Origin of the sequence: Streptomyces sp. NPDC046821, from assembly GCF_040645335.1 — a bacterium.
Classification (GTDB): Bacteria; Actinomycetota; Actinomycetes; order Streptomycetales; family Streptomycetaceae; genus Streptomyces.
In genome coordinates this window covers 136,655-150,830 of the sequence record NZ_JBEYYB010000012.1, presented here as the reverse complement: position 1 = coordinate 150,830, position 14,176 = coordinate 136,655, and the positions used below count along the sequence as shown (strand labels likewise).

Sequence of the window (14,176 nt, the reverse complement as noted above, 5' to 3'; positions counted from 1 at the left end):
CGGAGAGAGCACATGCCTCCCAAGAAGAAGAAGGTCACGGGGCTTATCAAGCTCCAGATCCAGGCCGGTGCCGCCAACCCGGCCCCGCCGGTCGGTCCCGCGCTGGGCCAGCACGGCGTCAACATCATGGAGTTCTGCAAGGCCTACAACGCCGCGACCGAGTCGCAGCGTGGCTGGGTCATCCCGGTGGAGATCACGGTCTACGAAGACCGCTCCTTCACCTTCGTGACCAAGACGCCCCCGGCCGCCAAGATGATCCTCAAGGCCGCGGGTATCGAGAAGGGCTCCGGCGAGCCCCACAAGACCAAGGTCGCGAAGATCACCGACGCGCAGGTCCGCGAGATCGCCACCACCAAGATGGCCGACCTCAACGCCAACGACCTGGACGCCGCCGCGAAGATCATCGCCGGCACCGCGCGTTCCATGGGCGTGACGGTCGAGGGCTGACCCTCACCCCCGTAAGACCTTTCAGTGGCAGGACCAGCGCTGGTCCGGACCACGAACTCCATACCTGAAACTCAGGAGTAGAAGTGAAGCGCAGCAAGACTCTCCGCGCTGCGGACGCCAAGATCGACCGGGAGAAGCTCTACGCCCCGCTCGAGGCCGTCCGTCTCGCCAAGGAGACCTCCGCGACGAAGTTCGACGGCACCGTCGAGGTCGCCTTCCGTCTGGGTGTCGACCCGCGTAAGGCCGACCAGATGGTCCGTGGCACCGTGAACCTCCCGCACGGCACCGGCAAGACCGCCCGGGTCCTGGTCTTCGCGACCGGTGACCGTGCTGCGGCCGCGGAAGCCGCGGGCGCCGACATCGTCGGCTCCGACGAGCTCATCGACGAGATCTCCAAGGGCAACCGCCTGAACGAGTTCGACGCCGTCGTCGCCACCCCGGACCTCATGGGCAAGGTCGGCCGCCTCGGCCGCGTGCTCGGTCCCCGTGGCCTCATGCCGAACCCGAAGACCGGCACCGTGACCCCGGACGTGGCCAAGGCCGTGAACGAGATCAAGGGCGGCAAGATCGAGTTCCGCGTCGACAAGCACTCGAACCTGCACTTCATCATCGGCAAGGTGTCGTTCGACGACAACCAGCTGGTGGAGAACTACGGCGCGGCCCTGGACGAGATCCTTCGTCTGAAGCCGTCCGCCGCCAAGGGTCGCTACATCAAGAAGGCCGCCATCGCCACCACGATGGGCCCCGGCGTTCCGGTCGACCCGAACCGCACCCGCAACCTCCTCGTCGAGGAGGACCCGGCCGCGGTCTGAGCCTCATAGCTCACCCGAAGTCGGTTCCGGGCCCCGCACCTTTCGAGGTGCGGGGCCCGTTCCCGTTCTCCCCGCGATAGCGTGCGGACCGACCAGGGGCCGGCCGGGCGGGGGAGCGGATGAGCGGCAGGACATGGGTGCGGTACGTGGCGGTCTCGCTGGCGCTGGCCGCGCTGGTGTCGTGCGGCGGCCGACCCGAGGCCGACGAGGGCGTCACCCGCGCGTTACGGGCCGCCGTCGCCGAGGTCGCCGCCGCCGGGTCGGCCAGGATCGACGCGGTGACCACGACCGGCCCGAGCCTGTCCTCGCGGAGCTACGGCGTCCTGCGCTGGACGGGAGGGCTGCGCGGCACGCTGACGGTGACCACGACGGGCGACTCGACGGCCCGTCTCCTCGGCGGCTCACCCTCCCAGTCCCGCTTCCTGCCGGACGCGTACTACACGCGCATGACCGACCGGTTCGCCGCCCTGTCGGACGGCAGGCACTGGATCCGGTACCCGTACGACTCCGGGACCGACCTCTCGCCGGCGGCCTCCCTGAAGCTGCTGCTGTCCGCGGGGGACGTACGCGAGGTGGGCGGCGAGCGCGTACGCGGGGTCCACGGGACGCACTACGCGGGCACGGCGGACGGCCAGCGCGTCGACGTCTGGATCGGCCCCGGCCACCGTCTGCTCAAGCGCGTCCAGCGCTCCCGCACGCCGGCCGGCACCTTCGTCGGCACGGTCCACTACGCCGATTACGGGGCACGAGCCTCGGCCGAGCGCCCGCCCGAGCACGACACCGTCGACTTCGAGGACGTCGTCGCCCGAAAAGACGCGCCCCTCTGACCTGCTCCTTCGAGGTCGGTCGAGGCGGATTTGCCTCGCGCGGACCCGGTCACGTAATCTCCTACAGAAGCCAAAGACCGCTGGTCGTTGCCGTGCCCTCGTAAGAGGAAGCGGCGACCGAAGGATCTGCTGAAAGCGGACGACCTGCGCAGGTGACTGTGGAAAGTTCCCGGACGCTGTTCTTCACCGAACAGAAACTGGTCGAGCTACGCCCCGTGCGCCTGCGCCGGGGCGTTTTGTTTTGCACAGCCCCTTCTGAGCGGTCCTCATCACCCGGAAGGAGGCCGACGCTCTATGCCGACGCCCGACAAGGCTGCCGCGGTAGCCGAGCTCACGGACAAGTTCCGCAGCTCGAACGCCGCCGTGCTGACCGAGTACCGGGGTCTCACCGTGGCCCAGCTCAAGCAGCTGCGCCGTTCGCTCGGTGAGAACTCCGAGTACGCCGTGGTGAAGAACACGCTGACCAAGATCGCGGCCAACGAGGCCGGGATCAACACGCTGGACGACCTGTTCACGGGTCCGACGGCGGTCGCCTTCGTCACCGGTGACCCGGTGGAGTCGGCGAAGGGTCTTCGTGACTTCGCCAAGGAGAACCCGAACCTCGTCATCAAGGGCGGTGTCCTTGATGGCAAGGCACTCTCCGCCGACGAGATCAAGAAGCTCGCGGACCTCGAGTCCCGCGAGGTTCTGCTCGCCAAGCTGGCGGGCGCCTTCAAGGGCAAGCAGACTCAGGCTGCCCAGGTCTTCCAGGCGCTCCCGTCGAAGTTCGTCCGCACCGCGGAGGCGCTTCGTGCCAAGCAGGCCGAGCAGGGCGGTGCCGAGTAATTCGGCTCGCGCATTGATCGCCGCCCACTAGGGCGACGGTCGCAGCGGGCCGAACGTACGCCCGCCTACATATACATCGGCACCAGCCGAATTAGTGGAAGGACGCCATCATGGCGAAGCTGTCCCAGGACGACCTGCTCGCGCAGTTCGAAGAGATGACCCTCATCGAGCTCTCCGAGTTCGTTAAGGCCTTCGAGGAGAAGTTCGACGTCACCGCCGCCGCGGCCGTCGCCGTTGCCGCCCCGGGTGCCGCTGGTGGCGCCGGTGCCGCCGAGGCCGCCGAGGAGCAGGACGAGTTCGACGTCATCCTCACGGGCGCCGGCGAGAAGAAGATCCAGGTCATCAAGGTCGTGCGCGAGCTCACCTCCCTGGGCCTCAAGGAGGCCAAGGACCTCGTCGACGGCACCCCGAAGCCGGTCCTCGAGAAGGTCGCCAAGGAGGCCGCTGAGAAGGCTGCCGAGTCCCTCAAGGCTGCCGGCGCCTCCGTCGAGGTCAAGTAACACCTCGCGAGTCCTTTGACTCGCTGCTGAGCGGCCTTCGTAAGAGGGCTGTAACGCGAACGTACTGAAGGGCGATCACCCATCTGGGTGGTCGCCCTTCGGCGTTCCCGGGGGTGCCCGAGGCGGCTGCCTTGCACTGACGGTTGCGACGAGTATGGTGATCTTCGTTGTGCCCGGAGGCGGTGCGAATCGGTCACTGTCGGTCACGGCGACCGAGCCCCACAGGGGTGGGGCCTTGACGAACCGCACGCCGCGCGCAATTCTCAGGACGCGTCGTCACAAGGATCCGGATCCGAGGCATGGATCGACGGCGAAGAGGGCAGTAAGGATGTGCGCTCTGTAAGTGACGTGTCGCAGATGTTGAGAACAACGAGGGTCTGACGAGGGTCGTTGAGGACAACGAGGGTCTCAAAAAACCCGCACTGGACATCAGTGGGCCAAGTGGCTACACTGACCCTTTGCGCTGCCTGTTAGCTGCTCCCTGCCCGTCACCAGGGGCATACCCTCGCTCGAGCACCGTGGACTGAAGCCTCCCTGAAAAGGGATTTCCGTCCCCGTGCCGGCTTGGGACCGGTACGCGCGTAGTGAGTCCGAGCCCTCGGAAGGACCCCCTCTTGGCCGCCTCGCGCACTGCCTCGACCGCGAATACGAACAACGGCGCAAGCACCGCCCCGCTGCGCATCTCCTTTGCAAAGATCAAGGAGCCCCTCGAGGTTCCCAACCTGCTCGCGCTGCAGACCGAGAGCTTCGACTGGCTGCTCGGCAACACCGCCTGGCAGAGTCGGGTCGAGGCGGCTCTGGAGTCCGGTCAGGACGTCCCCACCAAGTCCGGTCTGGAGGAGATCTTCGAGGAGATCTCTCCGATCGAGGACTTCTCCGGGTCGATGTCGCTGACGTTCCGCGACCACCGTTTCGAGCCTCCGAAGAACTCCATCGACGAGTGCAAGGAGCGCGACTTCACGTTCGCCGCCCCGCTCTTCGTCACCGCTGAGTTCACCAACAACGAGACCGGCGAGATCAAGTCCCAGACGGTCTTCATGGGCGACTTCCCGCTCATGACGAACAAGGGCACCTTCGTCATCAACGGCACCGAGCGTGTCGTGGTGTCGCAGCTCGTCCGCTCGCCGGGTGTCTACTTCGACTCCTCCATCGACAAGACGTCCGACAAGGACATCTTCTCGGCCAAGGTCATCCCCTCGCGTGGTGCCTGGCTGGAGATGGAGATCGACAAGCGCGACATGGTCGGTGTGCGCATCGACCGTAAGCGCAAGCAGTCCGTGACCGTCCTGCTCAAGGCTCTCGGTTGGACGACCGAGCAGATCCTCGAGGAGTTCGGCGAGTACGAGTCCATGCGCGCCACCCTGGAGAAGGACCACACCCAGGGCCAGGACGACGCGCTGCTCGACATCTACCGCAAGCTGCGTCCGGGCGAGCCGCCGACCCGTGAGGCCGCGCAGACGCTGCTCGAGAACCTCTACTTCAACCCCAAGCGCTACGACCTCGCGAAGGTCGGCCGCTACAAGGTCAACAAGAAGCTGGGCGCCGAGGCCCCGCTGGACGCCGGCATCCTGACCGTCGAGGACATCATCTCGACGATCAAGTACCTGGTGAAGCTGCACGCCGGTGAGACCGAGACCGTGGGCGACAGCGGCGTCTCGATCGTCGTCGAGACCGACGACATCGACCACTTCGGCAACCGTCGTCTGCGTAACGTCGGCGAGCTCATCCAGAACCAGGTCCGCACGGGTCTGGCTCGTATGGAGCGCGTCGTGCGTGAGCGCATGACGACTCAGGACGTCGAGGCGATCACGCCGCAGACCCTGATCAACATCCGGCCGGTCGTCGCCTCCATCAAGGAGTTCTTCGGCACCAGCCAGCTGTCGCAGTTCATGGACCAGAACAACCCGCTGTCGGGTCTCACCCACAAGCGCCGTCTGTCGGCTCTTGGTCCGGGTGGTCTCTCCCGTGAGCGGGCCGGCTTCGAGGTCCGTGACGTGCACCCGTCTCACTACGGCCGCATGTGCCCGATCGAGACGCCCGAAGGCCCGAACATCGGTCTGATCGGTTCGCTCGCCTCGTACGGCCGGGTCAACGCGTTCGGCTTCGTCGAGACGCCGTACCGCAAGGTCGTCGAGGGTGTCGTCACCGACGATGTCGACTACCTGACCGCCGACGAGGAGGACCGCTTCGTCATCGCCCAGGCCAACGCCGGCCTGTCCGACGACATGCGCTTCACCGAGAACCGCGTCCTGGTCCGCCGTCGTGGCGGCGAGATCGACTACATCCCGGGCGACGACGTCGACTACATGGACGTCTCGCCGCGCCAGATGGTGTCGGTCGCGACGGCCATGATCCCGTTCCTCGAGCACGACGACGCCAACCGTGCCCTCATGGGCGCGAACATGATGCGTCAGGCCGTCCCGCTCATCAAGAGCGAGGCGCCGCTCGTCGGCACCGGCATGGAGTACCGCTGCGCCACCGACGCCGGCGACGTGCTCAAGGCCGAGAAGGACGGTGTGGTCCAGGAGGTCTCCGCGGACTACATCACCACCGCCAACGACGACGGCACGTACACCACGTACCGCCTGGCCAAGTTCTCCCGCTCCAACCAGGGCACCTCCGTCAACCAGAAGGTTGTCGTGGACGAGGGCGCCCGCGTGATCGACGGTCAGGTCCTGGCCGACGGTCCCGCGACCGAGAACGGCGAGATGGCGCTCGGCAAGAACCTGCTCGTGGCGTTCATGCCGTGGGAGGGTCACAACTACGAGGACGCGATCATCCTGTCGCAGCGCCTCGTGCAGGACGACGTCCTCTCCTCGATCCACATCGAGGAGCACGAGGTCGACGCCCGTGACACCAAGCTCGGCCCGGAGGAGATCACCCGGGACATCCCGAACGTCTCCGAAGAGGTCCTCGCCGACCTCGACGAGCGCGGCATCATCCGTATCGGTGCCGAGGTCGTCGCCGGTGACATCCTCGTCGGCAAGGTCACGCCCAAGGGTGAGACCGAGCTGACCCCCGAGGAGCGCCTGCTCCGCGCGATCTTCGGTGAGAAGGCGCGCGAGGTCCGTGACACCTCGCTGAAGGTGCCGCACGGCGAGATCGGCAAGGTCATCGGCGTCCGCGTCTTCGACCGTGAAGAGGGCGACGAGCTGCCGCCGGGCGTGAACCAGCTGGTTCGTGTCTACGTGGCGCAGAAGCGCAAGATCACGGACGGTGACAAGCTCGCCGGCCGCCACGGCAACAAGGGTGTCATCTCGAAGATCCTTCCGATCGAGGACATGCCGTTCCTCGAGGACGGAACTCCGGTCGACATCATCCTCAACCCGCTGGGTGTCCCGTCCCGAATGAACCCGGGACAGGTCCTGGAGATCCACCTCGGCTGGCTCGCCAGCCGCGGCTGGGACGTCTCCGGCCTCGGTGACGAGTGGGCCCAGCGCCTGCAGGCCATCGGCGCCGACCAGGTTGCCCCCGGCACCAACGTCGCGACCCCGGTCTTCGACGGTGCCCGCGAGGACGAGATCTCCGGTCTCTTCGAGGCCACGATCCCGAACCGCGACGGTGACCGCCTGGTCCAGCCGTCCGGCAAGGCCAAGCTGTTCGACGGCCGCTCCGGCGAGCCGTTCCCGGACCCGATCTCGGTCGGGTACATGTACATCCTCAAGCTGCACCACCTGGTCGACGACAAGCTGCACGCGCGCTCGACCGGCCCGTACTCCATGATCACCCAGCAGCCGCTGGGTGGTAAGGCTCAGTTCGGTGGACAGCGATTCGGTGAGATGGAGGTGTGGGCGCTTGAGGCATACGGCGCCGCGTACGCACTCCAGGAGCTCCTGACGATCAAGTCCGACGACGTGACCGGCCGCGTGAAGGTCTACGAGGCCATCGTCAAGGGCGAGAACATCCCGGAGCCGGGTATTCCCGAGTCCTTCAAGGTGCTCATCAAGGAAATGCAGTCGCTCTGCCTCAACGTGGAGGTGCTGTCCTCGGACGGCATGTCCATCGAGATGCGCGACACCGACGAGGACGTCTTCCGCGCGGCGGAGGAGCTCGGTATCGACCTGTCCCGGCGCGAGCCGAGCAGCGTCGAAGAGGTCTGACGGGCCTGGCCGGGGGCTCCCAGCGGAGCCCCCGGCCATCCCCGGGACCGTTCAGACCATGATTGAGACACGACCCCGAAAGAGGGATTGACGCACAGTGCTCGACGTCAACTTCTTCGACGAGCTGCGGATCGGCCTGGCCACCGCGGACGACATCCGGACCTGGTCCCACGGCGAGGTCAAGAAGCCTGAGACCATCAACTACCGCACCCTCAAGCCCGAGAAGGACGGACTCTTCTGCGAGAAGATCTTCGGTCCGACCCGGGACTGGGAGTGCTACTGCGGTAAGTACAAGCGTGTCCGCTTCAAGGGCATCATCTGCGAGCGCTGCGGCGTCGAGGTCACTCGCGCCAAGGTGCGCCGTGAGCGGATGGGCCACATCGAGCTGGCCGCCCCTGTCACGCACATCTGGTACTTCAAGGGCGTTCCGTCGCGCCTCGGCTACCTGCTCGATCTCGCCCCGAAGGACCTCGAGAAGGTCATCTACTTCGCGGCGTACATGATCACGTTCGTGGACGAGGAGCGCCGTACCCGCGACCTGCCCTCCCTCGAGGCGCACGTCCAGGTCGAGCGTCAGCAGATCGAGAACCGTCGCGACTCCGACCTGGAGAACCGCGCCAAGAAGCTCGAGACCGACCTGGCCGAGCTCGAGGCCGAGGGTGCCAAGGCCGACGTGCGCCGCAAGGTGCGCGAGGGTGCCGAGCGCGAGATGAAGCAGCTCCGTGACCGCGCCCAGCGCGAGATCGACCGTCTCGACGAGGTGTGGAACCGCTTCAAGAACCTCAAGGTCCAGGACCTCGAGGGCGACGAGCTGCTCTACCGCGAGCTGCGTGACCGCTTCGGCACGTACTTCGACGGCTCCATGGGTGCCGCTGCCCTGCAGAAGCGCCTCGAGTCCTTCGACCTCGACGAGGAGGCCGAGCGCCTCCGCGAGATCATCCGTACCGGCAAGGGCCAGAAGAAGACCCGTGCGCTCAAGCGCCTCAAGGTCGTCTCCGCGTTCCTGCAGACCAGCAACAGCCCCAAGGGCATGGTGCTCGACTGCGTGCCGGTCATCCCGCCGGACCTGCGTCCGATGGTGCAGCTGGACGGTGGCCGCTTCGCGACCTCCGACCTGAACGACCTGTACCGCCGCGTGATCAACCGCAACAACCGCCTGAAGCGCCTTCTCGACCTCGGTGCCCCCGAGATCATCGTGAACAACGAGAAGCGGATGCTTCAGGAGGCCGTCGACGCGCTCTTCGACAACGGCCGTCGTGGTCGCCCGGTCACGGGCCCCGGCAACCGTCCGCTGAAGTCGCTGTCCGACATGCTCAAGGGCAAGCAGGGTCGCTTCCGTCAGAACCTGCTCGGTAAGCGAGTCGACTACTCGGCGCGTTCCGTCATCGTCGTCGGCCCGCAGCTCAAGCTGCACCAGTGTGGTCTGCCCAAGGCCATGGCGCTGGAGCTCTTCAAGCCGTTCGTGATGAAGCGCCTGGTCGACCTGAACCACGCGCAGAACATCAAGTCGGCGAAGCGCATGGTCGAGCGCGGCCGCACGGTCGTGTACGACGTGCTCGAAGAGGTCATCGCCGAGCACCCGGTTCTGCTGAACCGTGCGCCCACGCTGCACCGCCTCGGCATCCAGGCCTTCGAGCCGCAGCTGGTCGAGGGCAAGGCCATCCAGATCCACCCGCTCGTCTGCACCGCGTTCAACGCGGACTTCGACGGTGACCAGATGGCCGTCCACCTGCCGCTCTCCGCGGAGGCGCAGGCCGAGGCCCGCATCCTGATGCTGTCCTCGAACAACATCCTCAAGCCGGCCGACGGCCGTCCGGTCACGATGCCGACCCAGGACATGGTCCTCGGTCTGTTCTTCCTGACCACCGACGGTGAGCTCCGTGACGTCAAGGGTGAGGGCCGCGCGTTCGGTTCCGTCGCCGAGGCGATCATGGCGTTCGACGCCGGCGAGCTCGCGCTGCAGTCGCGCGTGGACATCCGCTTCCCGGTGGGCACCATCCCGCCGCGCGGCTGGACCCCGCCGGTCGCTGAAGAGGGCGAGCCGGAGTACCAGACGGGCGACAGCTTCCGTCTGCGTACGACGCTGGGCCGCGCGCTCTTCAACGAGCTGCTGCCCGAGGACTACCCGTTCGTCGACTACTCGGTGGGCAAGAAGCAGCTCTCCGAGATCGTCAACGACCTGGCCGAGCGCTACCCCAAGGTCATCGTGGCGGCGACGCTCGACAACCTGAAGGCGGCCGGCTTCTTCTGGGCGACCCGTTCCGGTGTCACCGTGGCCATCTCCGACGTCGTCGTTCCCGAGGCGAAGAAGGAGATCGTCGCGGGTTACGAGGCGCAGGACGAGAAGGTCCAGAAGCAGTACGAGCGCGGTCTCATCACGAAGGAAGAGCGCACTCAGGAGCTCATCGCGATCTGGACCAAGGCGACCAACGAGGTTGCCGAGGCGATGAACGCGAACTTCCCGAAGACCAACCCCATCTTCATGATGGTTGACTCGGGTGCCCGAGGAAACATGATGCAGATGCGTCAGATCGCCGGTATGCGTGGTCTGGTGTCGAACGCCAAGAACGAGACGATCCCGCGTCCGATCAAGGCCTCCTTCCGTGAGGGCCTGTCGGTGCTGGAGTACTTCATCTCGACTCACGGTGCTCGTAAGGGTCTCGCTGACACCGCCCTTCGTACCGCCGACTCCGGTTACCTCACCCGTCGTCTGGTCGACGTCTCGCAGGACGTCATCATTCGCGAGGAGGACTGCGGCACCGAGCGCGGCCTCAAGCTCGACATCGCCACGCGCGGCGCCGACGGCGTCCTGCGCAAGGCGGACGACGTCGAGACCAGCGTGTACGCGCGCTGCCTGGCCGAGGACATCGTCGTCGACGGCAAGGTGCTCGCCCCGGCGGGCGTCGACCTCGGTGACGTGCTCATCGACGTGCTGGTCAAGGCCGGCGTCGAGCAGGTCAAGACCCGCTCGGTCCTGACCTGTGAGTCCGCCGTCGGCACCTGCGCCATGTGCTACGGCCGCTCGCTGGCCACCGGCAAGCTGGTCGACATCGGTGAGGCGGTCGGCATCATCGCCGCCCAGTCCATCGGTGAGCCCGGTACCCAGCTGACGATGCGTACCTTCCACACCGGTGGTGTGGCCGGTGACGACATCACCCAGGGTCTGCCCCGTGTCGTCGAGCTCTTCGAGGCTCGTACGCCCAAGGGTGTCGCCCCGATCTCCGAGGCCGCGGGCCGTGTCCGCATCGAGGAGACCGAGAAGACCAAGAAGCTCGTCGTCACCCCGGACGACGGCAGCGACGAGACGGCGTTCCCGATCTCGAAGCGTGCCCGTCTGCTCGTGGGCGAGGGCGACCACGTCGAGGTGGGCCAGAAGCTCACCGTGGGTGCCACCAACCCGCACGACGTGCTGCGCATCCTGGGTCAGCGTGCCGTCCAGGTCCACCTGGTCGGCGAGGTCCAGAAGGTCTACAACTCGCAGGGTGTGTCGATCCACGACAAGCACATCGAGATCATCATCCGGCAGATGCTGCGCCGCGTGACGATCATCGAGTCCGGCGACGCGGAGCTGCTGCCGGGCGAGCTCGTCGAGCGCTCGAAGTTCGAGACCGAGAACCGTCGGGTCGTGACGGAGGGTGGCCACCCGGCCTCCGGCCGTCCGCAGCTGATGGGTATCACCAAGGCCTCGCTGGCGACGGAATCCTGGCTGTCGGCCGCCTCCTTCCAGGAGACGACCCGAGTCCTGACGGACGCGGCGATCAACGCCAAGTCCGACAGCCTCATCGGCCTCAAGGAGAACGTCATCATCGGTAAGCTCATCCCGGCCGGTACGGGCCTGTCCCGCTACCGCAACATCCGGGTCGAGCCGACCGAGGAGGCCAAGGCCGCGATGTACTCGGCCGTCGGCTACGACGACATCGACTACTCGCCGTTCGGCACGGGCTCCGGCCAGGCCGTCCCGCTGGAGGACTACGACTACGGTCCGTACAACCAGTAAGGCGTCTACGTCTGACTGAAGGGCGCCCACTCCGCTTGCGCGGGGTGGGCGCCCTTCGGGGTTTTCAGCGGCCGGACGGCTGGAGGTAGCGCTGGAGGCGCTGCAGGCGCGTGTGGTGGTCGGGGTGTGAGGAGAGCAGCGAAGGCGCGGGAACGAGCCGGTCGTGCCGGTCCGAGGCGGGCCGCCCTGTGGTTTCCGCTTCGGTGATGAACCGCTGGAGTACGGCGGCCAACTCGGGGCCGAAGCCGTGCCGGGCCGCGGCCCGGTCCGCGCGCAGCTCGGCGCGTCTGCTCACCGCGGCGATCAGCCAGGGTGTGACGAGCACCAGGAGCAGCCACGGGAACAGGAGCAGCGCCACCACCGCGATAACGACGGCGACCAGCACGAGCCGGCGTCCGGCTTTCTTCTCCGAGCGTGTCCGCCAGGGGAGCCGGCGCTGGTGCAGGAACCGCAGCGCCCGCCACACGAGTTGACCGGGCAGGGCGTACCAGAAGCTCAGCAGGGACGACCAGGAGTGCCCGGCCAGGTGGTGGCTGAGTTCGTGGGCGAGTACGGCCGCGAGTTGGTCGGGCGGCAGCCGCAGCGAGGCGGTGGTGACGGCCACGATGTGACCGGCGGCGGCCTCCGCGTTGAGGTCGTCGCTCTCGTTGATCCAGAGCTGATACGCGGTGGAGTCCGCCCCGAAACGGGCTGCCACGCCGCGCCAGACCGGTCCGAGCCGGTCCGTCTCGACGAGGGACGGCGGCCGGTGGTGGAAGACGTAGCGCGCCAGAAAGGCCTCGGTGGGGTGGTGGAAGACCAGCGCGCCACTGAACAGCCATCCGGTGACCGTGGCCCACAGGGGGAGGCCGGTGCCGAGCTTCAGCGCGTACCCGACGGCCGCGACGACGGCGAGGCTGGCCACGGCGTGCGGCAGGTGCAGGGCGAGGGAGCCGACGGCGAGGACGTCGGCGCCTCTGCGGCGGGCCGCTATGTGGACTCGGCCGGTGTCGGGCTTGTACTCCTCGACGTCGGTGGGTGGTTGCTGCGGGGGCAGTGCCCCGGACTTGGTGGGGTGGTCGGGCCACGGGGCGGGCTCGTGCTCGGGGTACTCGGGCTCGTACGGCTGGGGCATGGTGCTCCCTCCTTCGACGGCGGCGGGCTCAGCCCAGCAGCAGGGCTGTGGGCAGCAGGAGCGCCGCCGAGCCGAGGGCCGCGAGTCCGACGCGCAGCCACAGGTTCTTGCGGGCGGCGATCCGGCTGGTGGCCGCGAGTGCGGTCATGAGCGAGGGCGCGGGGTCGCGGTCGGCCGTTTCCAGGGCCTGCGCGAGGTGCCCCGCGTCGGCGGCGCGCCGGATGTCGCCGAAGTAGCCGAGCGGCAGCCCCGGCTCCCAGGTGCTCCTGCCGTAACGCGGTACGACGGTGAGGAGCAGCGCGAGCAGGGAGGCGGCCAGCGCGGCGATCCCGGCCCACCAGACGACGCTTCCGGGCAGGGACAACCGGGCCGGGTCCCAGCCGCGCCCCGCCAGAAGACCGCCGAGCAGTCCGACGGCCATGCCGATGGCACCCACGAGTACGGCCGCCTTGCTGTCGGCGCGGCCGATCTCGGCCCGTATCTCGGCCAGCAGGCGTGTCCCGGACCGGGTGTCCTGGCCGTTCATACGGAGTCGCTCCGCTTGCCGGAGTCCTGCTGCGGGGGCACGGCCGGCTTCCGCAGCCGATCCTCCTGGTCCGCCGTGGGCGAGTCGGTCGCCGCCTGTGCCAGGGCGGACCTGAACAGGGCGAGTACGAGTTCCTGCGGCTCCGCCAGCTGGTACTTCTCCAGGGCGTCGGTCGGCAGGACCTTGTCGATGAGCTGGAGCTGGTGCTCGACCTTCCTGACCTCGTCGGCGCGCAGGTTCTCCACGACGAGGTGGGTGTCCTGGGGGTGCTGGGACAGGTGGAGGAGCAGGGCGTCGAGGCCGCCCTCGGCCAGATGGTGACGGTAGAACTGGATCTTCTGGGCGTTGAGTTGCTGTTGCTGGCTCAGCAGCAGCAATTCCACGTTCTGTTCGGGCAGTGCGGCCGCGGCCTCGTAGCGGGCCGCACGCAGCCGGTCCTCCTGCGCCCGTGCGCCGGCGTCGCGCCTCACCTGCGCCGTGCCGGACCAGATGAGCCCCTGGCGTGCCACGAGATCCGTGGACGCGTCGAGGAGTTCCTGTACGGAGGCTTCGGCGTCGGCGCTCATGGCGGCGGAGAACTTCCGGGTCACCGGACGCAGCAGGCGCTGGAGCACGCGGTGCAGCAGGGCCGGGACATCGCGTTCGTGACTCGTGACGAAGAGCTCGGGATCGGTGACCTGCCAGGTGAGATCGAAGGCCGTCTCGAACTCGAAGCTGTCGTTGTCGCTGGGCAGTCGGATGTCCAGACGCAGGGGATGAACGCCCAGATCGACCTCGTACACGGCGGTACAGCCGCGAAGGCTCGGCGGGCGCCAGGGAGGTACGTACGTCTCGTACGAGCCGCCGCCCGCGGCGAGGACGAGGGCGCAGTCGGCGCGGCCCAGGTACCGGCGGCCCGGGATCTCGTACCGCGACAACTGGCGGACGGCGAGGACGGGGTCGGTCAGCCGGGTCGGCCGGGCGGACGGCTCCGGGGGAGATGAGGGGGATGCCTGGAATTCAGTGTGGTCCTGACTGTTCGCCATGGG

Annotated in this window: 10 protein-coding genes; 7 read left to right on the top strand and 3 right to left on the bottom strand. The window is 67.5% G+C overall.

Going from position 1 to position 14,176, the window contains the following annotated elements:
- Positions 1-12 precede the first annotated feature (12 nt).
- The 7 genes from rplK to ABZ893_RS25040 all read left to right on the top strand — a co-directional run bounded on the left by rplK (position 13) and on the right by ABZ893_RS25040 (position 11,508).
- Positions 13-447, top strand: a complete 435-nt coding sequence (gene rplK, locus ABZ893_RS25070; protein ID WP_127832100.1) for a 50S ribosomal protein L11 — start codon at positions 13-15, stop codon at positions 445-447.
- An 83-nt stretch (positions 448-530) separates the two neighbouring features.
- A complete protein-coding gene (gene rplA / locus ABZ893_RS25065; protein ID WP_361407483.1) occupies positions 531-1,259 on the top strand; it encodes a 50S ribosomal protein L1 in 729 nt (242 codons plus the stop codon).
- Between the two features lie 119 nt (positions 1,260-1,378).
- A complete protein-coding gene (locus tag ABZ893_RS25060; protein WP_361407481.1) occupies positions 1,379-2,086 on the top strand; it encodes a hypothetical protein in 708 nt (235 codons plus the stop codon).
- 294 nt (positions 2,087-2,380) lie between these two features.
- Positions 2,381-2,911 (top strand): 50S ribosomal protein L10, encoded by a 531-nt coding sequence (gene rplJ, locus ABZ893_RS25055; RefSeq protein ID WP_361407479.1) that lies wholly within the window; start codon positions 2,381-2,383, stop codon positions 2,909-2,911.
- A 110-nt stretch (positions 2,912-3,021) separates the two neighbouring features.
- A complete protein-coding gene (gene rplL / locus ABZ893_RS25050; protein ID WP_361407477.1) occupies positions 3,022-3,411 on the top strand; it encodes a 50S ribosomal protein L7/L12 in 390 nt (129 codons plus the stop codon).
- 614 nt (positions 3,412-4,025) lie between these two features.
- On the top strand, positions 4,026-7,511 hold the full coding sequence (gene rpoB / locus ABZ893_RS25045) for a DNA-directed RNA polymerase subunit beta (protein WP_361407475.1): 3,486 nt from the start codon (positions 4,026-4,028) through the stop codon (positions 7,509-7,511).
- Positions 7,512-7,608: 97 nt separating this feature from the next.
- Entirely contained in the window at positions 7,609-11,508 is a 3,900-nt protein-coding gene (locus ABZ893_RS25040) for a DNA-directed RNA polymerase subunit beta' (RefSeq protein ID WP_361407473.1), read from the top strand.
- 64 nt (positions 11,509-11,572) lie between these two features.
- Here ABZ893_RS25040 and ABZ893_RS25035 read toward each other — a convergent pair whose 3' ends face one another.
- From ABZ893_RS25035 to ABZ893_RS25025, 3 genes are read right to left on the bottom strand one after another with little or no spacing between them, the layout of a single operon-like run.
- Positions 11,573-12,622 (bottom strand): M48 family metalloprotease, encoded by a 1,050-nt coding sequence (locus ABZ893_RS25035; RefSeq protein WP_361407471.1) that lies wholly within the window; start codon positions 12,620-12,622, stop codon positions 11,573-11,575.
- 28 nt (positions 12,623-12,650) lie between these two features.
- Entirely contained in the window at positions 12,651-13,148 is a 498-nt protein-coding gene (locus tag ABZ893_RS25030; protein WP_361407469.1) for a Pycsar system effector family protein, read from the bottom strand.
- Positions 13,145-14,173: a hypothetical protein gene (locus ABZ893_RS25025; RefSeq protein ID WP_361407467.1), complete on the bottom strand. Its 1,029-nt coding sequence runs from the start codon at positions 14,171-14,173 to the stop codon at positions 13,145-13,147. The genes ABZ893_RS25030 and ABZ893_RS25025 overlap by 4 nt, the downstream gene beginning before the upstream one ends.
- Positions 14,174-14,176 lie beyond the last annotated feature (3 nt).

Bases quoted from the DNA above. Each gene is read 5' to 3' on its own strand.
- rplK (WP_127832100.1), top strand. From the start codon at position 13: ATGCCTCCCAAGAAGAAGAAGGTCACGGGGCTTATCAAGCTCCAGATC.
- ABZ893_RS25060 (WP_361407481.1), top strand. From the start codon at position 1,379: ATGAGCGGCAGGACATGGGTGCGGTACGTGGCGGTCTCGCTGGCGCTG.
- rplJ (WP_361407479.1), top strand. From the start codon at position 2,381: ATGCCGACGCCCGACAAGGCTGCCGCGGTAGCCGAGCTCACGGACAAG.
- rplL (WP_361407477.1), top strand. From the start codon at position 3,022: ATGGCGAAGCTGTCCCAGGACGACCTGCTCGCGCAGTTCGAAGAGATG.
- ABZ893_RS25035 (WP_361407471.1), bottom strand. From the start codon at position 12,622: ATGCCCCAGCCGTACGAGCCCGAGTACCCCGAGCACGAGCCCGCCCCG.
- ABZ893_RS25030 (WP_361407469.1), bottom strand. From the start codon at position 13,148: ATGAACGGCCAGGACACCCGGTCCGGGACACGCCTGCTGGCCGAGATA.
- ABZ893_RS25025 (WP_361407467.1), bottom strand. From the start codon at position 14,173: ATGGCGAACAGTCAGGACCACACTGAATTCCAGGCATCCCCCTCATCT.